This window comes from Azospirillum formosense (assembly GCF_013340925.1).
GTDB lineage: Bacteria > Pseudomonadota > Alphaproteobacteria > Azospirillales > Azospirillaceae > Azospirillum > Azospirillum formosense.
Genome location: NZ_WHOR01000001.1, coordinates 53,826 through 70,678, shown reverse-complemented (window position 1 = coordinate 70,678; position 16,853 = coordinate 53,826). Strand labels below are relative to the sequence as shown.

Here is a 16,853-nt window from a genome sequence, read left to right as displayed (position 1 = left end):
CCGCGGCGTCGCCTGTCAGGCGCCGCGGCCGGTCTTGTCCTGAAGGGCGTCGATGCGTTTGGAGGCTTCGGCCTTTGTCAGGTCCCCGTCGAAGCCTTCGCGGGCCTCCTCGCTGAGCGTCTTCAGGTAGGAGGCCTGCGCCCCGGTCATCGGCTCGTCCCCCGTGGTCCAGTCGTCGGGATCCTTTTCACGGTTCGAGTGGTCGGCATCCCCAACAGGCGTGGTTTTCGGATTGCTTTCCGGATTCCGCGCCTCCGCGCGATGGGCTCGGTTGTCGACTTTGTCGTCGTGCTTCGCGTTCATGTAATGTTCCTTTTTTCTGGAAACGTCTGACGAACAGCCGCCCGCTGGATTGGTTCCGGTCGTCGCGTTGCCGACCGTTGAAGCCTCCACCCGAAGACGGTACCCTTTCGCTGGCTGTGGTCTATTCCCGGCCGGTCATCGAGGCCCAGCGCGAGGGGACGGAACGAAATGCCGCTGATGGTGTGGAACGACAAGCTGAGCGTCGGGATCGCGCAGTTCGACGAGGAGCACAAGCAGCTGGTCGCCTTGGTCAACGAGCTGTTCGACGCCGTCCAGGCGGGGCGCAGCAAGGACGCGCTGGGCGGCATCCTCGACAGCCTCGTCGCCTACACCAAGTCGCACTTCACCCACGAGGAGGAGCATTTCGCCCGCCTCGGCTATCCGGACCGCGACGCCCACAAGGCCGAACACGATGCGCTGGCCAGCCAGGTGCTGGAGGTGCAGCGCAAGTATCACGCCGGCGCCACCGCCACGCTGAGCATGGAGGTGATGAACTTCCTGAAGAACTGGCTTATCAAGCACATCCAGGGTACCGACAAGAAGTACGGCCCCTTCCTGAAGGAAAAGGGCGTGGCGTAAAGGGCCATTTCCGTAAGGACGATTGCCGGGACGGATAGCCCGGGGCCGCTCCCTTCCTCTCTCCCGGCACGGGGGCTTTCCCCGTCAGTGTCGCGTGTCAAACCGGCAGGTCCGTTGCCGGGTGTCGGGAACTCTTGGCCTGGGCCGGGGTTCATGACGTGACGGATGACTCCTGAAAGGCTCCGTCATCGCGCAATTCCGGCGAAGGTGCGCCGATGAACCGATGGCTGACATGGAGCCGTCCCGCCACCAGCGCCCGGACTGATTGCGCCGGGGCTGTCAGCGCACGCCGTCCCGCATTCGTCCTCCGCTCTCCTGATCCCGCCATCGCCGCCCGGCTTTCCGTGGCGCAGCCTTTACGCGTCTTTGCCGCCTGAACATGACGATCCGGAGACACACGCAACCGTCACAGGGTCAAAACCATGGAAGAACAGTGGCTCCTCAAGGCGAAATTCGTCGCTTTCAATTTGACGATTTCGGCGTTCGTCTTCGTCCTCTATGCGCAGGGGTGGCTGGACCGGGTCTTGACCGGGCACATCGCCGTGGCGACCGCGATCATCGGGATCGTCTTCATCGTCGGGCTGGTGATGTCGGCGTATCGGGTGTGGAAGATCGGTGGTGAGTTGGACAAGGCCAAGCTCGGCGGCGGACGGCTGATGAAGGTCGAGAGCGAGCGCGCCCTGGAGATCCGCCTGTTCTCCCGGATATCGCACCTTCAGCACATCGCCAACGCGCTCGGCATGCTCGGCCTGATCGGCACGGCCTGGGGCTTCAGCCTGTTCGCCGCGAACATCACGCCGGACATGGTGGGCAACGCCGCGTCGGCCGGCGCCATGGTGACCACTCTGGCGAGCGGTCTGGGCGTGGCGATCTACGCCACGATGCTCGGCGGCGCCCTGTGCCTGTGGACCACCTGCAACCTCCAGCTCCTGCGCGGGGCCACGGCGTCGCTGTGCGCGCTGATCATGGACGAGGCGCACGCCCGCTCGCGGCTTGCTCCGCGGGCTGGGACGCCGGACTTCGCCGTGCCCCAGGCGGCTCCCTACGGCGCCCTGCGCGGCGAGGCCACGCCATGAACGATTTCCTGGGCGAGGACCAAACCGGTGTGCTGGTCGCGCGGGACCTGCTGACGCTGCTGCTGTGCGGCTTCGTGGCCTGCGCGGTGCTGGCGGTCCCTTTCATCAACGAGGCCAAGAAGACCGAGGCCAACCAGCAGAACGAGTCCTCCTCGTCGGCCGCGGCGGGCATGGAGCCGCCGGGAAACGTCATCATCGAGGCGCGCTGGGACGACAAACTGCGCAGTGACGTCGATCTCTGGGTACAGGCGCCGGGCGACGTGCCGGTCGGCTACTCGAACAAATCGGGGCTGATTTTCAACCTGCTGCGCGACGATCTGGGTGCCTACGCCGATCCCACCGAAATCAATTTCGAAACCTCCTATTCGCGCGGCATCCCTCCGGGTGAATACACCGTCAACGTGCATATGTTCCGCAATCTGGAGAATGTGTTTCCCATCTGGGTCAGGGTGGTCGCCCGCGTCAAGGCGGAGCATGAGTCGGGGGCCGCCACCATCGCCGCCACGCGCGTCCGGCTGGACCACGAAGGGCAGGAAATCACCGCCTTCCGCTTCAACCTGACGGAACGGGGCGAGCTGGTGCCGGGGTCCTTGAACGCCGTGTTCAAGCCGCTGCGCTCGGCGAAAAATTGACCCGTCGGATCGAGAGTGCGCCATGGAAAGCCTGACCGTCATTTTCGGCTTCGTCGCCGTCGTCACCCTGCTGCTCGTCCTGTCGGCTTTGCGCTGGACGCGCAGCCCGATGGCCCGCGTGGTGATCCTGCTGCTGTTCGCCCTGCTGCTTCCGGCGGCCTACGCGGCTCCGGCGGCGCTGCTGGGGCGGGCGAAGCCGGTCACTCTGGAATGGATGGGGGCCAACGTGCGCGAGGCCAAGGTGCTGAGCGCCACGCTGGTGGAGAACGAAGCGATCTACCTCACCCTGCTCTGGGAGCAGGCGCCCAATCTTTACCGCCTGCCCTGGGACCGCCGCATGGCGGAGCAGTTGCAGGAGGCCCAGCGCGAGGCCCAGCGCAACGGCACGAACCCGATGATGCGGCTGCCCTTCGAGCGGTCCTGGGACGACCGGGAACCACGCTTCTACGCGCAGCCGCAGCCGAAGATGCCGGACAAGCCCTATGAGAACGCGCCGGGCAATGGTGGGCCGGGCGGCAATCCGGGGATCGAGTTCCGGCACCCCGGCCAGCCAACCTGAGAATCTCGACGCGCTGATGGCGCTTGCAGGCCGCTTTCCGTCACAGCCCCCTTGCGCGCCTCTTGAAGGCGGGGTGTGGCCTCGTCTACGGTTCCGCGATTCCGTCCGCCCGAGCAAAGAGAGTCCCATGCCGTCCTTCGACATCGTGTCCAAGACCGACATCCACGAAATCGACAACGCGCTGAACGGCATGCGCCGCGAGATCGAGACCCGTTTCGACTTCAAGGGCTCGCGCTGCACCGTGGAGCGCACCGAGAACGACATCACCCTGCTGGCCGACGACGCCCCCAAGCTGGAGCAGATGCAGGAGCTGCTGCGGGTCTATGTCACCCGGCGGAAGCTGGACGCCGGCGCCCTGGACTATTCCAAGCCGCCGGAGCGGGCGGCGGGCGATGCGCTGCGCCAGGTCGTCACGGTCAAGCAGGGCATCGCCCAGGACCTCGGCAAGACCATCGTCAAGGCGATCAAGGACGCCAAGATGAAGGTCCAGGTCTCCATCCAGGGCGACGAGCTGCGCGTCACCGGCAAGAAGCGCGATGACCTCCAGGACGCCATCGCGCTGGTGCGCGGGCTGAAGATCGAGCAGCCCCTGCAGTATCTGAACTTCCGGGACTGAGGGCCGGCAAGGGCGCGCCGCTGGGTCGGTTTTTGCCGGACGGCCGGTCATTCTTGCCGGGCGGGGCGGAAATTTTTGCCGGGTGTGCGGGCGGCGAGGAATGCCTGCCACCCGGGCCTCCGCCTTTCCCGACGTTGGCCCGTCCCTTGCTTGCCCTGATCCGGCAGCCGAACGCCGCAGGGTCCACGCGCCATGTCGATACCGGCCAACGCCGACGCTTCCCAGTTGATGCGCATCCGGGCTGAAGAGCTTCTGGAGCGCAAAGGCACGGGTGCGCCCCGGCAGGCCGGGGAACTCGCCGGCCAATTCGCCGCGATGCTGGAACAGTTGAATGGCGTCGGCGGCGAGGATGGCGCGTCGGGCCTGATGGCGTCCTCCGCGGCGGGTCCGGTGACGGGAAGTTCCGCGATCGCCCACCGGCTGGGTGTCGGCGCCGTCAGCGTCTTCGCGCAGAGCGGAGCGGACGAGGCATCGGGCGGTCAGGCCGCCGACGGCCACACGCCCGACATGCGGGCTGCCAACGCCGAGGAGGCCATGCAGGTGGTGCAGAGCGCGCTCCAGGCCGAAAGCGCGCCGAACTTCCGCTGGCTGACCACGCTGCTGACCCAGGGCGTCCCCGACCGCATGAAGGCAGGCTCCGCCCAGTGACGGGACGGCGGGGGTCAGCGAACGTCCAGCTGGCGCTCCAGCGTGACCACCGTCTTGCCGTCGCGGGTCAGCGTCACGATGCCCTTGTAGGGTCCCTTGGGCCATCCCGACACCGGCCTTTTCAGCCCCTGATAGGCGAACCATGCGGCCTTGTCGCCGGTGATGCCCTTGCTGTTGTCGAACAGGGTCCTGCCATCGCCGTCGAGGATGCGGACTCGCTGGGTGTCGCCGTCGCGGACGCCCATGATGTCCGACCACAGCACCAGCAAGGGCGAATCCGGTGTCAGCGCCTCCCCGGCGAATTCGCCGTGGCGGGCCGGCTCGGCCTCCGGAACACGGCTGGTGGCGAAGCCGGCGCTGAGGCCGGCGGTCGGGCGGTAGGCCAGCGCCTTGGCCGTGGCGGAGTTCCACAGCGGCGTCATGGTCTGGCCGCAGGCGGTGAAGGGCTGTTGGCCGACGAAGGGATCGACGACCACGCCTTTGTGGCGCACGCCGAAATGCAGATGGGGGAACTCGGTCAGCCCCGATAGCCCGACCTCGCCCAGCCGTTGCCCGGCCTCCACCCGCTGGCCGGGGGTGACCGCGACGCTGCCGCGCTTCATGTGCAGGTAGGCGGTCTGCCAGCCGTCGCCATGGTCGATGACGACGGCGTTGCCGCCTCCGACCTTCATCACCGCGTCGCGCCCGATGACGTTGACGTTCACATCCTCCATGCCGTCGCGCACCCGCAGGACGGTGCCCGCGGCGGCGGCGAGCACGGCGACGCCCTTGTCCATGGCCGTGTAGTCGGGCAGGCGGAAATCCGTGCCGTCATGGCCGTCGTAGCTCAGCCGCCCGCAGGCATGGTCTCGCCAGCCGGGGCCGGCGTCTTCATCGACGTAATTCTGGATGAAGCAGGTTTCCCCGACCCGGCACTCGACCGGCAACCCGAAGGCCGGCGCCTCCGCCGCCGCGGGTGCGGAGAAGGCCAGCGCGCCCGTGAGCAAGCTTGCGGACAGGAGAGTGGCGACAGCGGTGCGGATCATACGGCTTCCCAAGGAAGAACGGCGGGTCTTCGAGGGCAGGGTGAGGCAAGCCCTGCCCCGATGCAACCGCAAGGAAGCCATACGCCGGCCGGCTAAGGTCCTCCAGCTCGGGTCCTTCAGCCAAGCCCCATCAGCCGCCGATCAGCACCGCCAGCACTTCGGAGGCCAGGACCGCGGGCTTGATCGGCTTGCGGACCATCCGGGCGACACCCAGCTTGGTCAGGGCCTGCATGGTCAGTTCCGGCGGCACCCGCTCGTCGATTCCGGACAGGACGATGATCCGCAGGTCCGGACGAAGGTTCCTGGCCACCTGGATGACCTCGAACCCGTCATGCTCCGGCATGATGAGGTCGGTGACCAGCAGGTCAAACTCATGGAAGGTCAATGATTCGATGGCCGCCCGCGCATCGGCGCAGCCGGTCACGGTGTTGCCTTCCTTCTCCAAAATCCTGCTGACGATGCTGAGGGATACCGGATCGTCATCGACGACGAGGATGTCGGCCATCGGAGTCTGCCCTCTCCTGAATCGGTGCTCGGGGTCTTGTCGACTTGAATAAGGTCCGGCTGGTTTACGCTCCGTTTATGGGCAGGGCCGCCATGCATGCAGGTCAACGCACCCGCCACGCGCGGCCACACGGCGTTGACTTGGCGTTCCGTCCGCGTAAACTGATGGTGCCTTCACAGAGAGGGCGCCGGTTGCCCATCAACGGGGATCGGCGGATTGGGTCATATCGCTTTCAAGAGGATGTGACATGAGCACCGCATTGACGCTGACCACGCCTTTTCCCGGCGAGTCGCTGTCCCGTTACATCGAGCAGGTCCACCGCTTCCCCGTTCTGGGCGCGGAGGAGGAGTATGTGTTGGCCACCGCGTGGCGCCAGCATGGCGACATGGAGGCGGCCCGCAAGCTGGTGACCAGCCATCTGCGTCTGGTCGTCAAGATCGCCACCGGCTTCCGCGGCTATGGGCTGCCGATGACCGATCTGGTCGGCGAGGGCAACATCGGCCTGATGACCGCCGTCCGCAAGTTCGAGCCGGACCGCGGCTTCCGCCTGTCCACCTACGCGATGTGGTGGATCAAGGCGTCCATCCAGGAATACATCCTGCGCTCCTGGAGCCTCGTGAAGCTGGGCACCACCGGCGCGCAGAAGAAGCTCTTCTTCGGCCTGTCCCGCCTGAAGCGCAAGCTGGGCGAATTCGGCAACGGCGACCTGAAGCCCGAAAGCGTGTCCCGGATCGCCCAGGAACTCGACGTGCCGGAGAGCGACGTGGTGGCGGTGAACCGCCGTTTCGTCCAGCCGATCGCCTCGCTCAACGCGCCGCTCTCCGCCGGGGAAGGGACTGCGGAGATGCAGGACTTCCTGCCCGACGAGCGCCCGAACGCCGAGGACAGCCTGCTGGAGCGCGACGAGGCGATGCACCGCAGCGCCCTGCTGCGCGACGCGATGGCGGTGCTGAAGGACCGCGAGCGCGACATCCTGACCGCCCGCCGCCTCAGCCCGTCGCCCAAGACGCTGGAGGATCTGGCCGCCGTCTACGGCGTCAGCCGCGAGCGCATCCGCCAGATCGAGGAGCGCGCCTTCCAGAAGCTGTCACTGCGGGTGCGGGAACTCGCCGCAGCGGCGTAAAGGGAGGCTTGTTGCCTCCCTCTCTTTCTTGGTGTATATCGAAAGGCGTATATCCTGCGGGATTGGATTCGGTTGCCGACTCCGTCCCTTCGGGTGATGTGAGGTGGCGTTCTCCTGCCCAGGGTTGTGGTACGGAAGGTGATGGATGCAGCGGATGTTGTGATTTCGCCGCAATTTGTTGGAAAATGCTTCGCAAGCCGTCATAATGACAACTCGGTTTCTGTGCACCCCTGGGTATCGAGCCTCGGGGTCGCCTTGGTGAACGGGTACGGTTTTGGTCAACGTGTCTCCGGCAGAGCATCAGGGGCCTGACAGCCCGTCCGTACCGGCAATGCCGACGACATCGGCGTTTCTGGCGTCGCTGGCCGAAAGCCTGATGCACCAGGCGTCCTTCGCGTTGGTCTACGCCGACGCCGGGCGGTGTTGCCTGTTCGCCAATCCGGCCTTCGCCGCCGTTTTGCGGACGTCGCCCGAAGCCCTGGTGGGGCGGTGCCTTGCCGAATTCGACCATCCTCTGGCGCGCGCCATCGCGCAGGCGTTGGACCGCTCCAGACAGACCGGGGACGCCGCTCCGGTGGATTGCGAGATCGAGCGCGCGGACGGCGGGCGTGGCGTCCTGACCGGCTGCGTCCTGCCGCACCGCACCGGCGATGGGGGAAATGGTTTTCTCGGGCTGTTCCAGGACGTGACCGACCCGGCCCGCATCGCCGATTTCGTCCTGCGCCGCGACCCCTTCGTGACGACGCTGCTCGACGCGGCGGTGGACGGGGTGGTCGTGGCTGACCGCCACGGCATCATCCGCACGGTCAACCGGTCCTGCCGCGATCTGTTCGGCTATGACGAGGAGGAGTTGATCGGCCGGAACGTGTCCGTGCTGATGCCGCCGCCCTTCTCCCGCGATCACGACAAGTACATCGGCAGCTACCTGGAGACGGAGCGCGCCAAGATCATCGGCATCGGGCGCGACGCGCTGGGACGGCGCAAGGACGGTGCGGTGTTCCCGATCCACCTCAGCGTCGGTCAAGCTCGCTTGGCGCGTGATGTCGTGTTCGTCGGCATCATCCGCGACATCTCGGAGCGGCTGGCGGCGGAGCAGAAGGCGACCTATCTCGCCCGGCACGACCCGCTGACCGGCGTTCTGACCCGCACAGCCTTCCTGGAAGAGTGCGAGGCCGTGTTGGCCACGCCCTTTCCCGGCCAGGAGGGGGGCCTGTTCGCGCTCTACGCGCTCGATGTGGACCAGTTCAGCGACATCAACGAAGCGTTCGGCTTCCATGTCGGCGACGCCGCGCTGAAGGCGATGGTCAGCCGGGTGACGGAGGTGCTGCCGCAGCAGACCTACGTCTGCCGCATCGCCGCCGACGAGTTCGCCGCACTGTCCCGCGTGGAAAGCGCGGAGCAGGCGGAGACCCTGGCCGATCTGCTGCACGACCGGCTGACCGCCTCAATCTACGCCGATCGCCATTGGGTGCGGCTGCGCCTGTCCATCGGCGCCGCGGTGCAGGACGCCGACATCCGCACGCTGGAGGAGTTGAACGCCAAGGCCAAGCTGGCGCTTCAGGCCGCCCAGCACAACGGCGGCAACGCCGTGTGCTTCTACACGCCGGAGATGGCCGCAGCGGCGACCCGGCGCATGTTCCTGACCATGCATCTCGCACACGCCATCGAGCGGAACGAACTGCACATGGCCTACCAGCCCATCGTTGAGGCCCGCTCCGGCCGGATCGTGGGGGCGGAGGCGCTGCTGCGCTGGAACCAGCACACGCTGGGGCCGGTCTCCCCCGGCGAGTTCATACCGGTCGCCGAGGAAAGCGGCCTGATCGTTCCCATCACCGACTGGGTGCTGAACGCCGTCGTCGAGCAGATGGCGGTGTGGGCCCCGGCGGGCACCCTGCCCAACCAGATCTTCATCAACATCTCCGGCCCGCAGTTCCTGCGCGGCAATCTCAGCGCCCGTCTCGAGGAGCTGCTGGGACTCCATCCGGAGCTGCGCGGGCGGTTGGGGCTGGAGATCACCGAGCAGGCGGCGGTGCGCGATCTGAAGGCCGCCGTACAGACCCTGACGGAGTTGGAGGCCATCGATGTGCAGGTGGCCATCGACGATTTCGGGTCGGGATATTCGTCGCTCAGCTATGTGCAGCAGCTTCCGGTGTCGAAGCTGAAAATCGACCGCGCCTTCATGACGGACATTCCGGACAACCTGAAGAACGGGGCGCTGGTCCGCGCCGCGGTCGGCATGGCGCACGGCCTCGGTCTCGTTACGGTGGCCGAAGGAGTCGAGACGGAGGAGCAGCGGGATTTCCTGGTGTCCGTCGGCTGCGACCTGCTCCAGGGCTATCTGTTCGGCCGCCCCGTCGCCCCCGACGCCTTCGCCGCGATGATCCGCGCCCAGCAGCCCGCGATGGCCTGAGCGTCCGGCGGGAGGGCCGGACGGGGGTCACCCCTCCAGCCGTTCCGGTTCCTTTCCGGCCAAGGCGGGCGTCTCGATGGCGCGGGTGGGCAGGCGCTCGCGGCGGATTTCCCGGCGCTGCCAGCGGCGGAAGGAGCGTTTCGACCACCAGGACAGGATCGTCTGCCAGAGCCGCTCCGGGCCCTGGAACAGCGGCACGCGGGGCTTGTCCATCGCTGATGGCTCCAGCGCGAGGCCGACCGAGGTGATCTGTCCGTCCTGCATATCGCGGACGATCAGCTCCACGCCGCCCATGCGCATCCGGTCGCCCAATTCGCAACCGCCGCCGAACTCGTTGCGCAGCAGGTCGCGCAGGGAGCGTTGGGCGTTGGCCAGCGACAGGGGCAGGCCGTACATCTCGGCGATCTGCTCGACCGTCGCGTCGGGGTTCAGCGCCAGATCGCCGTAGAAGGCGCGGTCGTCCTGATCCAGCGGCCGGCTCTCCGCAAACAGCTTGTCGATCAGCGGCAACTGGCTGGGCGGGGTGAACAGATAGACCATGTCCCCGGCCTGGAGCGTCCGCGCCTTGTGCAGCGGCACCACGCGCCCATCGCGGATGACCAGGGAGGGGCGGGCGAAGCGCGGCGTGCGCTGGCCGCGGGCGGCGGGGCTCTTCGGGTGGACGGTGTAGGCGACCATCTCCTGGTCGGCCTCGCCGGGCAGTTCCAGCTCGAACCGTTCGACCGGGCCGCGCCGTGGCGGAACGATCAGCTTCAGCCAGCGCGCCATCGGGCCGATGGTCCAGCCCTGCACCGCCAGCGACACGATCACCACCAGGAAGGCCGTGTTGAAGATCACTTGACCGCCCGGCAACTGGCCGAGGATCGGCACCAGCGCCAGCAGCATCGACACCGCGCCGCGCAGCCCGACCCAGGCCATGAAGGTTTTCTCGTTGGCCGAGAAGCGGAAGGGCAGCAGGCACAGCCACACCGCCAGCGGGCGCGCCAGCAGGATCAGCAGGACGGCCAGGGCCAGGGCGGGCAGGGCGATCGCCCCGAAGTCGTGCGGGGTGGCGAACAGGCCGAGCATGACGAACATCACGATCTGGCTGAGCCAGGTCAGGCCCGAGTGGAACTGCCGCAGGCCCAGCGCCCCGCGCAGCTTCACGTTGCCCGCCACAAGACCGGCGGCGTAGACGGCCAGGAAGCCGCTGCCCCCCAGCTCGTTCGTGCCGGCGAACAGGAACAGGGCGAAGGCCAGCGTGACCACCGGGTTCAGGCCGGGGTCAAGGCGGGCCTTGTTGATGAAGGCGGCCAGCCCGGCCCCGCCCAGCACGCCGAGGAGCGCCCCGCCGGCGATCTGCTTGACCAGGAAGCCGGCCAGTTCCAGCGGCGTCCCCCAGCCGTGCAGCGCCGCCTCCACCAGCATGGCGGTCAGCAGGATGGCGGTCGGGTCGTTGCTGCCGGACTCGATCTCCAGCGTCGAGCGCACGCGGTCGCGGATGGTGATGCCGCCGACCCGCAGCAGGAAGAACACCGCTGCGGCGTCGGTGGAACTGACCGCCGCGCCGACCAGGAAGGATTCAATCCAGGGCAGGCCCAGAAGAAAATGCGCGGCGACGCCGACGACCCCGGAGGTGATGGCGACCCCGAAGGTGGCGAGGCTGAGCGCCGGCCAAGCGGCGGCGCGGTAGCTCGACAGCTTGGTGTCCAGGCCACTTTCGAAGAGGATCACGGCGAGCGCGATGGAGCCGATCAGAAAGGCGCTGTCCGCGTCGTTGAAGCTGATGCCTCCGACGCCGTCGACCCCGGCGAACAGCCCGACCCCGAGAAAGATCAGCAGCAAGGGAGTGCCGATCCGCAGAGCCAGATAGCTGGTCAGGATGCTGACGATCAGCAGCGACGACCCGATCAGGATGATGGTGCTCGCCGTCTCCATAGTCCTCGCGCCGGGATGGGAGTGATGCCGCCTTTGCGGTCATCCGATTTTGGCAATTCTTGGGCGCGAGTGCAACGCAGCGGCCAAAATTTCCCAATGTTCCTAAAATAATACAGAAATGTCTCCCGCAATGCAGCATTGCGGCGGGCTACAATCCTTCCGGGTTAATGCAACGGGCGAGGGGCATTTCATGTTTCGTATACGGCGTATTCCGGCACCACCCCTCGCGCTCCTGATGCTTGTCCTGTCATCCGCCACCGCGACGGCGGGGGCCTTGCCCGATCTGGACCGCACGGCGGCGGGCGGCGGCGCCACGCCGATCCGGTTCGACAAGAAGGCGATCGACCTCGGCGGCTGGGGTGCCCTGGAGGTCGGCCAGACGGAAAGCGCGTCGCGCCGGATGGTGGCGACCACGCCGGTGCGTGACCAATGGTTCTCCGACCCGGTCTTCATGAACGACGGCGCCTTCGGCGGCCCGGACGCGCGGGCGACCTACTATTCGCCGGGCCTGCATGGCTTCAACATCGGCCTCGGCTATACCCCTGTCCGCACCGAACTGGGGGCGGCCGATCCGCTCGCCCGTCATGTGGTGGAAGGCGTGGTCCGGCATGACGGGCGGCTGGGCAAGGCCCGGCTGCGCATCACCGCGGGGGCGGGCAAGGCCGCCGTCGCCAAGGACCGCGGCACGCCCCGCCGGTCCTGGGTGGTCGGCGGGCAGGTGACCCTACCCGGCGTGACGGTCGGCGCCGGCTATCGCGAGCAGTTGCCGGATGACGGCGCGGCGCGGCGGACGCTCAACGCCGGCCTTTATCTGGAGCAGGGCACGGCGGTGCGGGGCTGGACGGTCATGGGGCGGCTGGCCCACACGCAGGTCGGCGCCGAGGCCCCGCAGGAGGCCTGGTCCACGGGCCTGCGCTTTCGCATGTCGCCGAAGGTCAGCGTCACCGCCGATCTGGGCACCATGACCTACGGCGGAGACCCGTCCGACAGCACGATGCTGCGCGTCGGCACTCGTGTTCTGTTCTGAAACGGTGCCCGAACGGGCCTGATATCCCTCTTTCGTCCTTATCCAAGGGTGGATTCCCGACGGAATCGCGGTGTCGTGGAAGCAAATCGCCTTCTCGCCTGTTTATAGGGGCGAGAAGCACCACAAGGAGGGTTTGGACATGTCTCGTTTGCGCCTGATCGGGACCGCCATTGCGCTGTTGACGCTCGCGGCCTGTTCGACCGGCGGCGTGGTTGGCGGCACGGCTGGCGCCGCTGGCGGCTACGCGGTGGACGGCAAGCGTGGCGCGATCATCGGTGGCCTGGGCGGCGCCGCGCTGGGTACGGCGCTGGATCGCTGACCGGACGCGACGGACACGTTCCGTTGCCAAGGACGACAAGCGCGTCGCGCCGATCGGGCGCGGCGCGCTTTCGCTTTTTCAGGCGCGCCATTCCTTGCGCAGGATGGCGTACTGCATCGTGTTCTCGAAAATGGGATTCCCGGCGCTGTCCGTTTCGAAGGATATGAACTCCACGAACAGCCCTTCCTTTCTCATGCCGAGCCTTTCGCACAGGCGCTGCGACGCGACGTTGGTCTCCTCGACATAGGCATAGAGGCGGCGGGCCTGCTTCACCGTGAACAGATGGTCGAAGAGGGCGCGCGCGGCCTCCGCCGCGTATCCGGCCCCGGCAAATTCCGCGTTGAAATTCCAGCCGACGGTGTGGGTGTCCGGCGGCTCGGGCACCTGGAACAGGTCGCCGATCACCCGTCCGGTGCTTCGCAGGCACACGGCGATGTGCTCGTCGCTTCGGCTGCGCGTTTCCACCTCCGCGGCGGCCGCGTCGAGGTCGTCCAGCTTGAGCGAGAGGAAGCAGCTTGCCCGGGGATGACGCAGATAGGCAAGCAGGTCGGGCGCGTCCCCCTCGCGGAAGGGCCTCAGGATCAGGCGGTCGGTGGTGATGGGGTCCATGCGTCGTCACTGCGGAAGGGGCCGGAACCGGAAGCCGGCAGATCATGAGCCGGTCATTTTTGCCGCCCGGCACATCCACGCCGTCAGACTTCCCATTTATGCGGTTGATTGCCAAGCATATTTAAGGTTGCACAAAACTTGCTTGTCGGATCTCCAGCCCATCGGTCATGAGAAACCGTCATGCAAATCTCCAACTATATCAGCAACGTCTCCCGCGTCGTCGCCAAGTTCACGGCGCCGAACGAAAAGACCGAACCGGAGAAGGAAGCAAGCGGCGTCAGTGCCGCCGACGCCTTCCTCAAGGAGGCGCGGAAGTCGCCGGCCCAACGCATCCGGGACCAGATTCTCGCCCGCATGAAGCTGGACGAGGATTCCCTCGCGTCCATGCCGGCGGAGAAGCGCGCCGCGGTCGAGAAGCAGATCGCCGAGGAACTGAAGCGTCAGTTGTCCGGCGAGAAGGAGCGGCGCGGCGCGGCGGTCGACTTGACCGCCTGATGCCGCTCAGACCGGCGGGGCGTAACCAAATACCCTCAACGCGTCTTGAAGGTCGGGGAGGACGCGCTCGACCGCCGCTTCCCCTTCGCGGATGCAGTCGTCCGCGCGGTCGAACTCCGACAGACCGATGTGACCCAATCGCGGCGTGATGTGCACGTCCGGCGGCTCGCCCGCCAGACGGGACCGCGCGATGCGGTCCGTGACGATGCCGAGTGAGGAGACCATGACGCCGAACAGGCTCGGCCCCTCGTAATCGCGCCGGAAGATGCGGCGGCTCAGCGCGCCGATGGGAACGCGGAAGCCGGCGCGTGGCTTGGACTCGCCGTCCGGTCCTTGTTCCTCATCGATCAGCTTGAGGAGATCGAACCCCGCCGCGGTCGGCACGGCGGCGCCGGGGCGCCGCGATTTGCCGATGATGTCGGCGGCCAGATTCACCGCGATCACCATCTGGGCGCCCAGGGCCCGGCAGGCCGACACCGGCACCGGGTTGACCAAGGCGCCGTCGACCATCCAGCGCCCCTCGAAGCGCACCGGCGGAAAGACCCCGGGCAGGGAGAAGGAGGCGCGCAGCGCGTCCACCAGCGGGCCGTTGCGCATCCACACCTCGTGCCCGGTGACCAGATCGGTGGCAATGGCGGCGAAGGGGCTGGGAAGCTCCTCGATCTGGATGTCGCCCAGATGATGGCGCATCTCGGCGACCAGCCGGTCGCCGCCGATCAACCCGCCGCCCTGGCGCAGCCGCAGGTCCAGATAGCCGACGATCTTCATCCGGGTCAGGCTGCGCGTCCACTCCTCCAGCGCGTCGAGCTTGCCGGCGAGGTGGAGGCCGCCGACCAGAGCCCCCACCGAACTGCCGCAGACGATGTCCGCCTCGATCCCGTAGCGCGCCAGCGCCCGCAGGACGCCGATGTGCGCCCAGCCGCGGGCCACCCCGGCGCCCAGAGCCAGACCGATGCGCGGCCGATGGTGGTGCTGGCCGTAGCGATTGCCGGGACCCTGTCCGTTTCCGCCGTCCGCCGCCATGGCGCCTCCTTTGCACGGGGTGGATCGCGTTCCGGTCGGTATCGTGCCATCCGCCCGGTCAGGGGAGCTTGATCGGTTCCGCCCCGGTGGACAAGGCCCGCCGGACAAGGTCCGGTGAAGTAAGGCCCGGTGGACAAGCACCGGGGCCATCGGCTAAGCCATCGCGATTGCGCTACAGGAAGACGTGCACGTGAGCAAGAAGAGCGGAGAACGGCTGCGCCTCGACGCGGCGACGGAACGGCTGGTCGGCCGTATGCTGCGGGAATGGGTGCGCCCCTACACCGGCAAGCTGATGCTGTCCTTCCTGCTGATGGCCGTGGTGGCGGCGGCGACCGGCGCCTATCCGCTGCTGATCGATCAGGCCTATTCGATGTTCTCCGAGCAGGACCGCGGCATGCTGCTGGTCATCCCGCTCCTGATCATCGTGGTCACGGCGGTCAAGGCGCTGTCCATGTATTCCCAGACGGTGGTGACCACCGACATCGTGCAGCGGATCATCACCGACGTGCGCCTGTCGATGTTCGACCATCTGCTGCGGTCCGACACCGCGCAGCTTCACGCGGCCCCCACCGGCACCCTGACCTCCCGCTTCATCAGCGACGTGGACCTGATCCGCAACGCCCTGTCGCGGACCCTGACCGGGCTGGTGCGCGACATCCTGACGGTGATCGCTCTGGTCGGGTCGATGTTCTATCTCGACTGGGTGCTGTCGCTGATCGTCTTCCTGATCTACCCGATCGCCGCCATTCCCATCGTGAACATCGGCAAGCGGCTGCGCCGCGTGTCGCGCGACACCCAGGCGCAGATGGGCGACATGACCGCCCTGCTGACGGAAAGCCTGGCCGGCGCCCGCATGGTCAAGACCTACTCGTTGGAGGAGTATGAGCGCGCCCGCGCGGCCCGCGCCTTCGAGGACAACTTCGCCCTGACCATGAAGGCGACCTGCGCCCGCTCGCGCATCGACCCGATGATGGAGGTTCTGGGCGGCGCCGCGGTGGCCGGGGTGATCGCCTTCGCCGGCTACCGCATGGCGATGGGCGAGGGCTCGGTCGGCGCCTTTTCCGGTTTCGTCGGCGCGCTCCTGATGGCGGCGCAGCCGGTGCGGGCCATCGGCACGCTGAACGCCGTGCTCCAGGAAGGTCTGGCCGCCGCGCAGCGCATCTTCGAACTGATCGACGAGAAGCCGACCATCACCGAGCAGCCGGGCGCCAAGCCCCTGGCGGTGGAGCGCGCCGCCGTCAGCCTGCGGGATGTCCGCTTCGCCTACGAGGAGGGGACGGAGACGCTCAAGGGCATCGACCTGGAGGTTCCGGCTGGGGCGACGGTGGCCCTGGTCGGGCGCAGCGGCGCCGGCAAGTCAACGGTGTTCAACCTGATCCCGCGGCTCTACGACGCGACCGGCGGGCAGGTGCTGATCGACGGGCAGGACGTGCGGGCGGTGACGCTGAAGAGTCTGCGCGGCGTCATCTCGCTGGTCAGCCAGGACACCGTCCTGTTCAACGACACGGTGCGCGCCAACATCGCCTTCGGGCGGCTGGACGCCCCCTTCGACGACATCGTTGCCGCCGCGAAGGCCGCCGCCGCGCACGACTTCGTCGCGCGGCTGCCGGAGGGCTACGACACGGTGATCGGCGACCGCGGCGTCAAGCTGTCGGGCGGCGAGCGGCAGCGCCTCGCGCTCGCCCGCGCCTTCCTGAAGGACGCGCCGATCCTGCTGCTGGACGAGGCGACGAGCGCGCTCGACAGCGAGTCCGAGCGGCTGGTGCAGGGTGCGCTGGAGCGGCTGACCCAGGGCCGTACGACGCTGGTCATCGCCCACCGGCTGGCCACCGTGCGCAACGCCGACCGGATCGTCGTGATGGAGGGCGGACGCATCCTGGAGCAGGGCACCCACGACGCCCTGATCGCGCAGAACGGCACCTACGCCCGCCTGTGCAAGCTTCAGTTCGGCGAGGACGGCGAGGCCGCGCTCCTGGCTCCCTGAGCC

The 16,853-nt window shown here is 67.5% G+C and carries 18 protein-coding genes; 12 read left to right on the top strand and 6 right to left on the bottom strand.

Annotated features, from left to right (window positions below; translation table 11 throughout):
* Positions 1 to 15: 15 nt before the first annotated feature.
* Positions 16 to 303, bottom strand: coding sequence for a DUF3072 domain-containing protein (locus GBZ26_RS00350; protein ID WP_174437084.1), 288 nt, complete (start codon positions 301 to 303; stop codon positions 16 to 18).
* 168 nt (positions 304 to 471) lie between these two features.
* Here GBZ26_RS00350 and GBZ26_RS00345 point away from each other — a divergent pair, with 168 nt between their 5' ends.
* From GBZ26_RS00345 to GBZ26_RS00320, 6 genes are all read left to right on the top strand, one after another.
* A complete protein-coding gene (locus GBZ26_RS00345) occupies positions 472 to 882 on the top strand; it encodes a bacteriohemerythrin (protein WP_174437083.1) in 411 nt (136 codons plus the stop codon).
* A 422-nt stretch (positions 883 to 1,304) separates the two neighbouring features.
* A complete protein-coding gene (locus tag GBZ26_RS00340) occupies positions 1,305 to 1,958 on the top strand; it encodes a MotA/TolQ/ExbB proton channel family protein (RefSeq protein ID WP_174437082.1) in 654 nt (217 codons plus the stop codon).
* Positions 1,955 to 2,590: a hypothetical protein gene (locus GBZ26_RS00335; protein WP_035679068.1), complete on the top strand. Its 636-nt coding sequence runs from the start codon at positions 1,955 to 1,957 to the stop codon at positions 2,588 to 2,590. Before GBZ26_RS00340 ends, GBZ26_RS00335 begins: the two co-directional genes overlap by 4 nt.
* Before the next feature lie 22 nt (positions 2,591 to 2,612).
* Entirely contained in the window at positions 2,613 to 3,149 is a 537-nt protein-coding gene (locus GBZ26_RS00330; protein ID WP_174437081.1) for a hypothetical protein, read from the top strand.
* A gap of 127 nt (positions 3,150 to 3,276) precedes the next feature.
* Positions 3,277 to 3,765: a YajQ family cyclic di-GMP-binding protein gene (locus tag GBZ26_RS00325; RefSeq protein ID WP_035679074.1), complete on the top strand. Its 489-nt coding sequence runs from the start codon at positions 3,277 to 3,279 to the stop codon at positions 3,763 to 3,765.
* Between the two features lie 192 nt (positions 3,766 to 3,957).
* Complete coding sequence (locus GBZ26_RS00320) at positions 3,958 to 4,413, top strand: hypothetical protein (protein WP_174437080.1); 456 nt, start codon at positions 3,958 to 3,960, stop codon at positions 4,411 to 4,413.
* A 14-nt stretch (positions 4,414 to 4,427) separates the two neighbouring features.
* Here the strand turns inward: GBZ26_RS00320 and GBZ26_RS00315 are convergent, their stop codons facing one another.
* Both GBZ26_RS00315 and GBZ26_RS00310 read right to left on the bottom strand, forming a co-directional pair.
* Positions 4,428 to 5,438 (bottom strand): M23 family metallopeptidase, encoded by a 1,011-nt coding sequence (locus tag GBZ26_RS00315; protein WP_174437079.1) that lies wholly within the window; start codon positions 5,436 to 5,438, stop codon positions 4,428 to 4,430.
* A 130-nt stretch (positions 5,439 to 5,568) separates the two neighbouring features.
* On the bottom strand, positions 5,569 to 5,943 hold the full coding sequence (locus tag GBZ26_RS00310) for a response regulator (RefSeq protein ID WP_174437078.1): 375 nt from the start codon (positions 5,941 to 5,943) through the stop codon (positions 5,569 to 5,571).
* A gap of 247 nt (positions 5,944 to 6,190) precedes the next feature.
* On the opposite strand from GBZ26_RS00310, the gene rpoH reads away from it, so the two are divergent.
* Positions 6,191 to 7,066, top strand: coding sequence for an RNA polymerase sigma factor RpoH (gene rpoH, locus GBZ26_RS00305; protein ID WP_174437077.1), 876 nt, complete (start codon positions 6,191 to 6,193; stop codon positions 7,064 to 7,066).
* A gap of 331 nt (positions 7,067 to 7,397) precedes the next feature.
* Positions 7,398 to 9,476: a putative bifunctional diguanylate cyclase/phosphodiesterase gene (locus GBZ26_RS00300; protein ID WP_174437076.1), complete on the top strand. Its 2,079-nt coding sequence runs from the start codon at positions 7,398 to 7,400 to the stop codon at positions 9,474 to 9,476.
* A gap of 27 nt (positions 9,477 to 9,503) precedes the next feature.
* Here the strand turns inward: GBZ26_RS00300 and GBZ26_RS00295 are convergent, their stop codons facing one another.
* The gene (locus tag GBZ26_RS00295; protein WP_174437075.1) at positions 9,504 to 11,393 is read right to left on the bottom strand and encodes a potassium/proton antiporter; all 1,890 of its coding nucleotides are present in this window, start codon (positions 11,391 to 11,393) and stop codon (positions 9,504 to 9,506) included.
* A 235-nt stretch (positions 11,394 to 11,628) separates the two neighbouring features.
* On the opposite strand from GBZ26_RS00295, the gene GBZ26_RS00290 reads away from it, so the two are divergent.
* On the top strand, positions 11,629 to 12,420 hold the full coding sequence (locus tag GBZ26_RS00290; protein WP_246653887.1) for a porin: 792 nt from the start codon (positions 11,629 to 11,631) through the stop codon (positions 12,418 to 12,420).
* Positions 12,421 to 12,559: 139 nt separating this feature from the next.
* A complete protein-coding gene (locus GBZ26_RS00285) occupies positions 12,560 to 12,739 on the top strand; it encodes a hypothetical protein (protein ID WP_014198692.1) in 180 nt (59 codons plus the stop codon).
* A 78-nt stretch (positions 12,740 to 12,817) separates the two neighbouring features.
* Here GBZ26_RS00285 and GBZ26_RS00280 read toward each other — a convergent pair whose 3' ends face one another.
* Positions 12,818 to 13,348 (bottom strand): GNAT family N-acetyltransferase, encoded by a 531-nt coding sequence (locus GBZ26_RS00280; RefSeq protein WP_174437073.1) that lies wholly within the window; start codon positions 13,346 to 13,348, stop codon positions 12,818 to 12,820.
* 180 nt (positions 13,349 to 13,528) lie between these two features.
* Here GBZ26_RS00280 and GBZ26_RS00275 point away from each other — a divergent pair, with 180 nt between their 5' ends.
* Positions 13,529 to 13,843, top strand: coding sequence for a hypothetical protein (locus GBZ26_RS00275; protein WP_174437072.1), 315 nt, complete (start codon positions 13,529 to 13,531; stop codon positions 13,841 to 13,843).
* Positions 13,844 to 13,849: 6 nt separating this feature from the next.
* Here GBZ26_RS00275 and GBZ26_RS00270 read toward each other — a convergent pair whose 3' ends face one another.
* Positions 13,850 to 14,866 carry a patatin-like phospholipase family protein gene (locus tag GBZ26_RS00270; RefSeq protein WP_174437071.1) on the bottom strand — a complete coding sequence of 339 codons (1,017 nt, stop codon included), beginning with the start codon at positions 14,864 to 14,866 and terminating at the stop codon, positions 13,850 to 13,852.
* Positions 14,867 to 15,056: 190 nt separating this feature from the next.
* On the opposite strand from GBZ26_RS00270, the gene GBZ26_RS00265 reads away from it, so the two are divergent.
* Positions 15,057 to 16,850, top strand: a complete 1,794-nt coding sequence (locus tag GBZ26_RS00265) for an ABC transporter transmembrane domain-containing protein (RefSeq protein ID WP_174437070.1) — start codon at positions 15,057 to 15,059, stop codon at positions 16,848 to 16,850.
* The last annotated feature ends 3 nt before the right edge of the window (positions 16,851 to 16,853 follow it).

Excerpts from the sequence above, each read along its gene's own strand:
- GBZ26_RS00350 (WP_174437084.1), bottom strand. The coding sequence starts at position 303 with ATGAACGCGAAGCACGACGACAAAGTCGACAACCGAGCCCATCGCGCG.
- GBZ26_RS00345 (WP_174437083.1), top strand. The coding sequence starts at position 472 with ATGCCGCTGATGGTGTGGAACGACAAGCTGAGCGTCGGGATCGCGCAG.
- GBZ26_RS00340 (WP_174437082.1), top strand. The coding sequence starts at position 1,305 with ATGGAAGAACAGTGGCTCCTCAAGGCGAAATTCGTCGCTTTCAATTTG.
- GBZ26_RS00335 (WP_035679068.1), top strand. The coding sequence starts at position 1,955 with ATGAACGATTTCCTGGGCGAGGACCAAACCGGTGTGCTGGTCGCGCGG.
- GBZ26_RS00330 (WP_174437081.1), top strand. The coding sequence starts at position 2,613 with ATGGAAAGCCTGACCGTCATTTTCGGCTTCGTCGCCGTCGTCACCCTG.
- GBZ26_RS00325 (WP_035679074.1), top strand. The coding sequence starts at position 3,277 with ATGCCGTCCTTCGACATCGTGTCCAAGACCGACATCCACGAAATCGAC.
- GBZ26_RS00320 (WP_174437080.1), top strand. The coding sequence starts at position 3,958 with ATGTCGATACCGGCCAACGCCGACGCTTCCCAGTTGATGCGCATCCGG.
- GBZ26_RS00315 (WP_174437079.1), bottom strand. The coding sequence starts at position 5,438 with ATGATCCGCACCGCTGTCGCCACTCTCCTGTCCGCAAGCTTGCTCACG.
- GBZ26_RS00310 (WP_174437078.1), bottom strand. The coding sequence starts at position 5,943 with ATGGCCGACATCCTCGTCGTCGATGACGATCCGGTATCCCTCAGCATC.
- rpoH (WP_174437077.1), top strand. The coding sequence starts at position 6,191 with ATGAGCACCGCATTGACGCTGACCACGCCTTTTCCCGGCGAGTCGCTG.
- GBZ26_RS00300 (WP_174437076.1), top strand. The coding sequence starts at position 7,398 with ATGCCGACGACATCGGCGTTTCTGGCGTCGCTGGCCGAAAGCCTGATG.
- GBZ26_RS00295 (WP_174437075.1), bottom strand. The coding sequence starts at position 11,393 with ATGGAGACGGCGAGCACCATCATCCTGATCGGGTCGTCGCTGCTGATC.
- GBZ26_RS00290 (WP_246653887.1), top strand. The coding sequence starts at position 11,629 with ATGCTTGTCCTGTCATCCGCCACCGCGACGGCGGGGGCCTTGCCCGAT.
- GBZ26_RS00285 (WP_014198692.1), top strand. The coding sequence starts at position 12,560 with ATGTCTCGTTTGCGCCTGATCGGGACCGCCATTGCGCTGTTGACGCTC.
- GBZ26_RS00280 (WP_174437073.1), bottom strand. The coding sequence starts at position 13,348 with ATGGACCCCATCACCACCGACCGCCTGATCCTGAGGCCCTTCCGCGAG.
- GBZ26_RS00275 (WP_174437072.1), top strand. The coding sequence starts at position 13,529 with ATGCAAATCTCCAACTATATCAGCAACGTCTCCCGCGTCGTCGCCAAG.
- GBZ26_RS00270 (WP_174437071.1), bottom strand. The coding sequence starts at position 14,866 with ATGGCGGCGGACGGCGGAAACGGACAGGGTCCCGGCAATCGCTACGGC.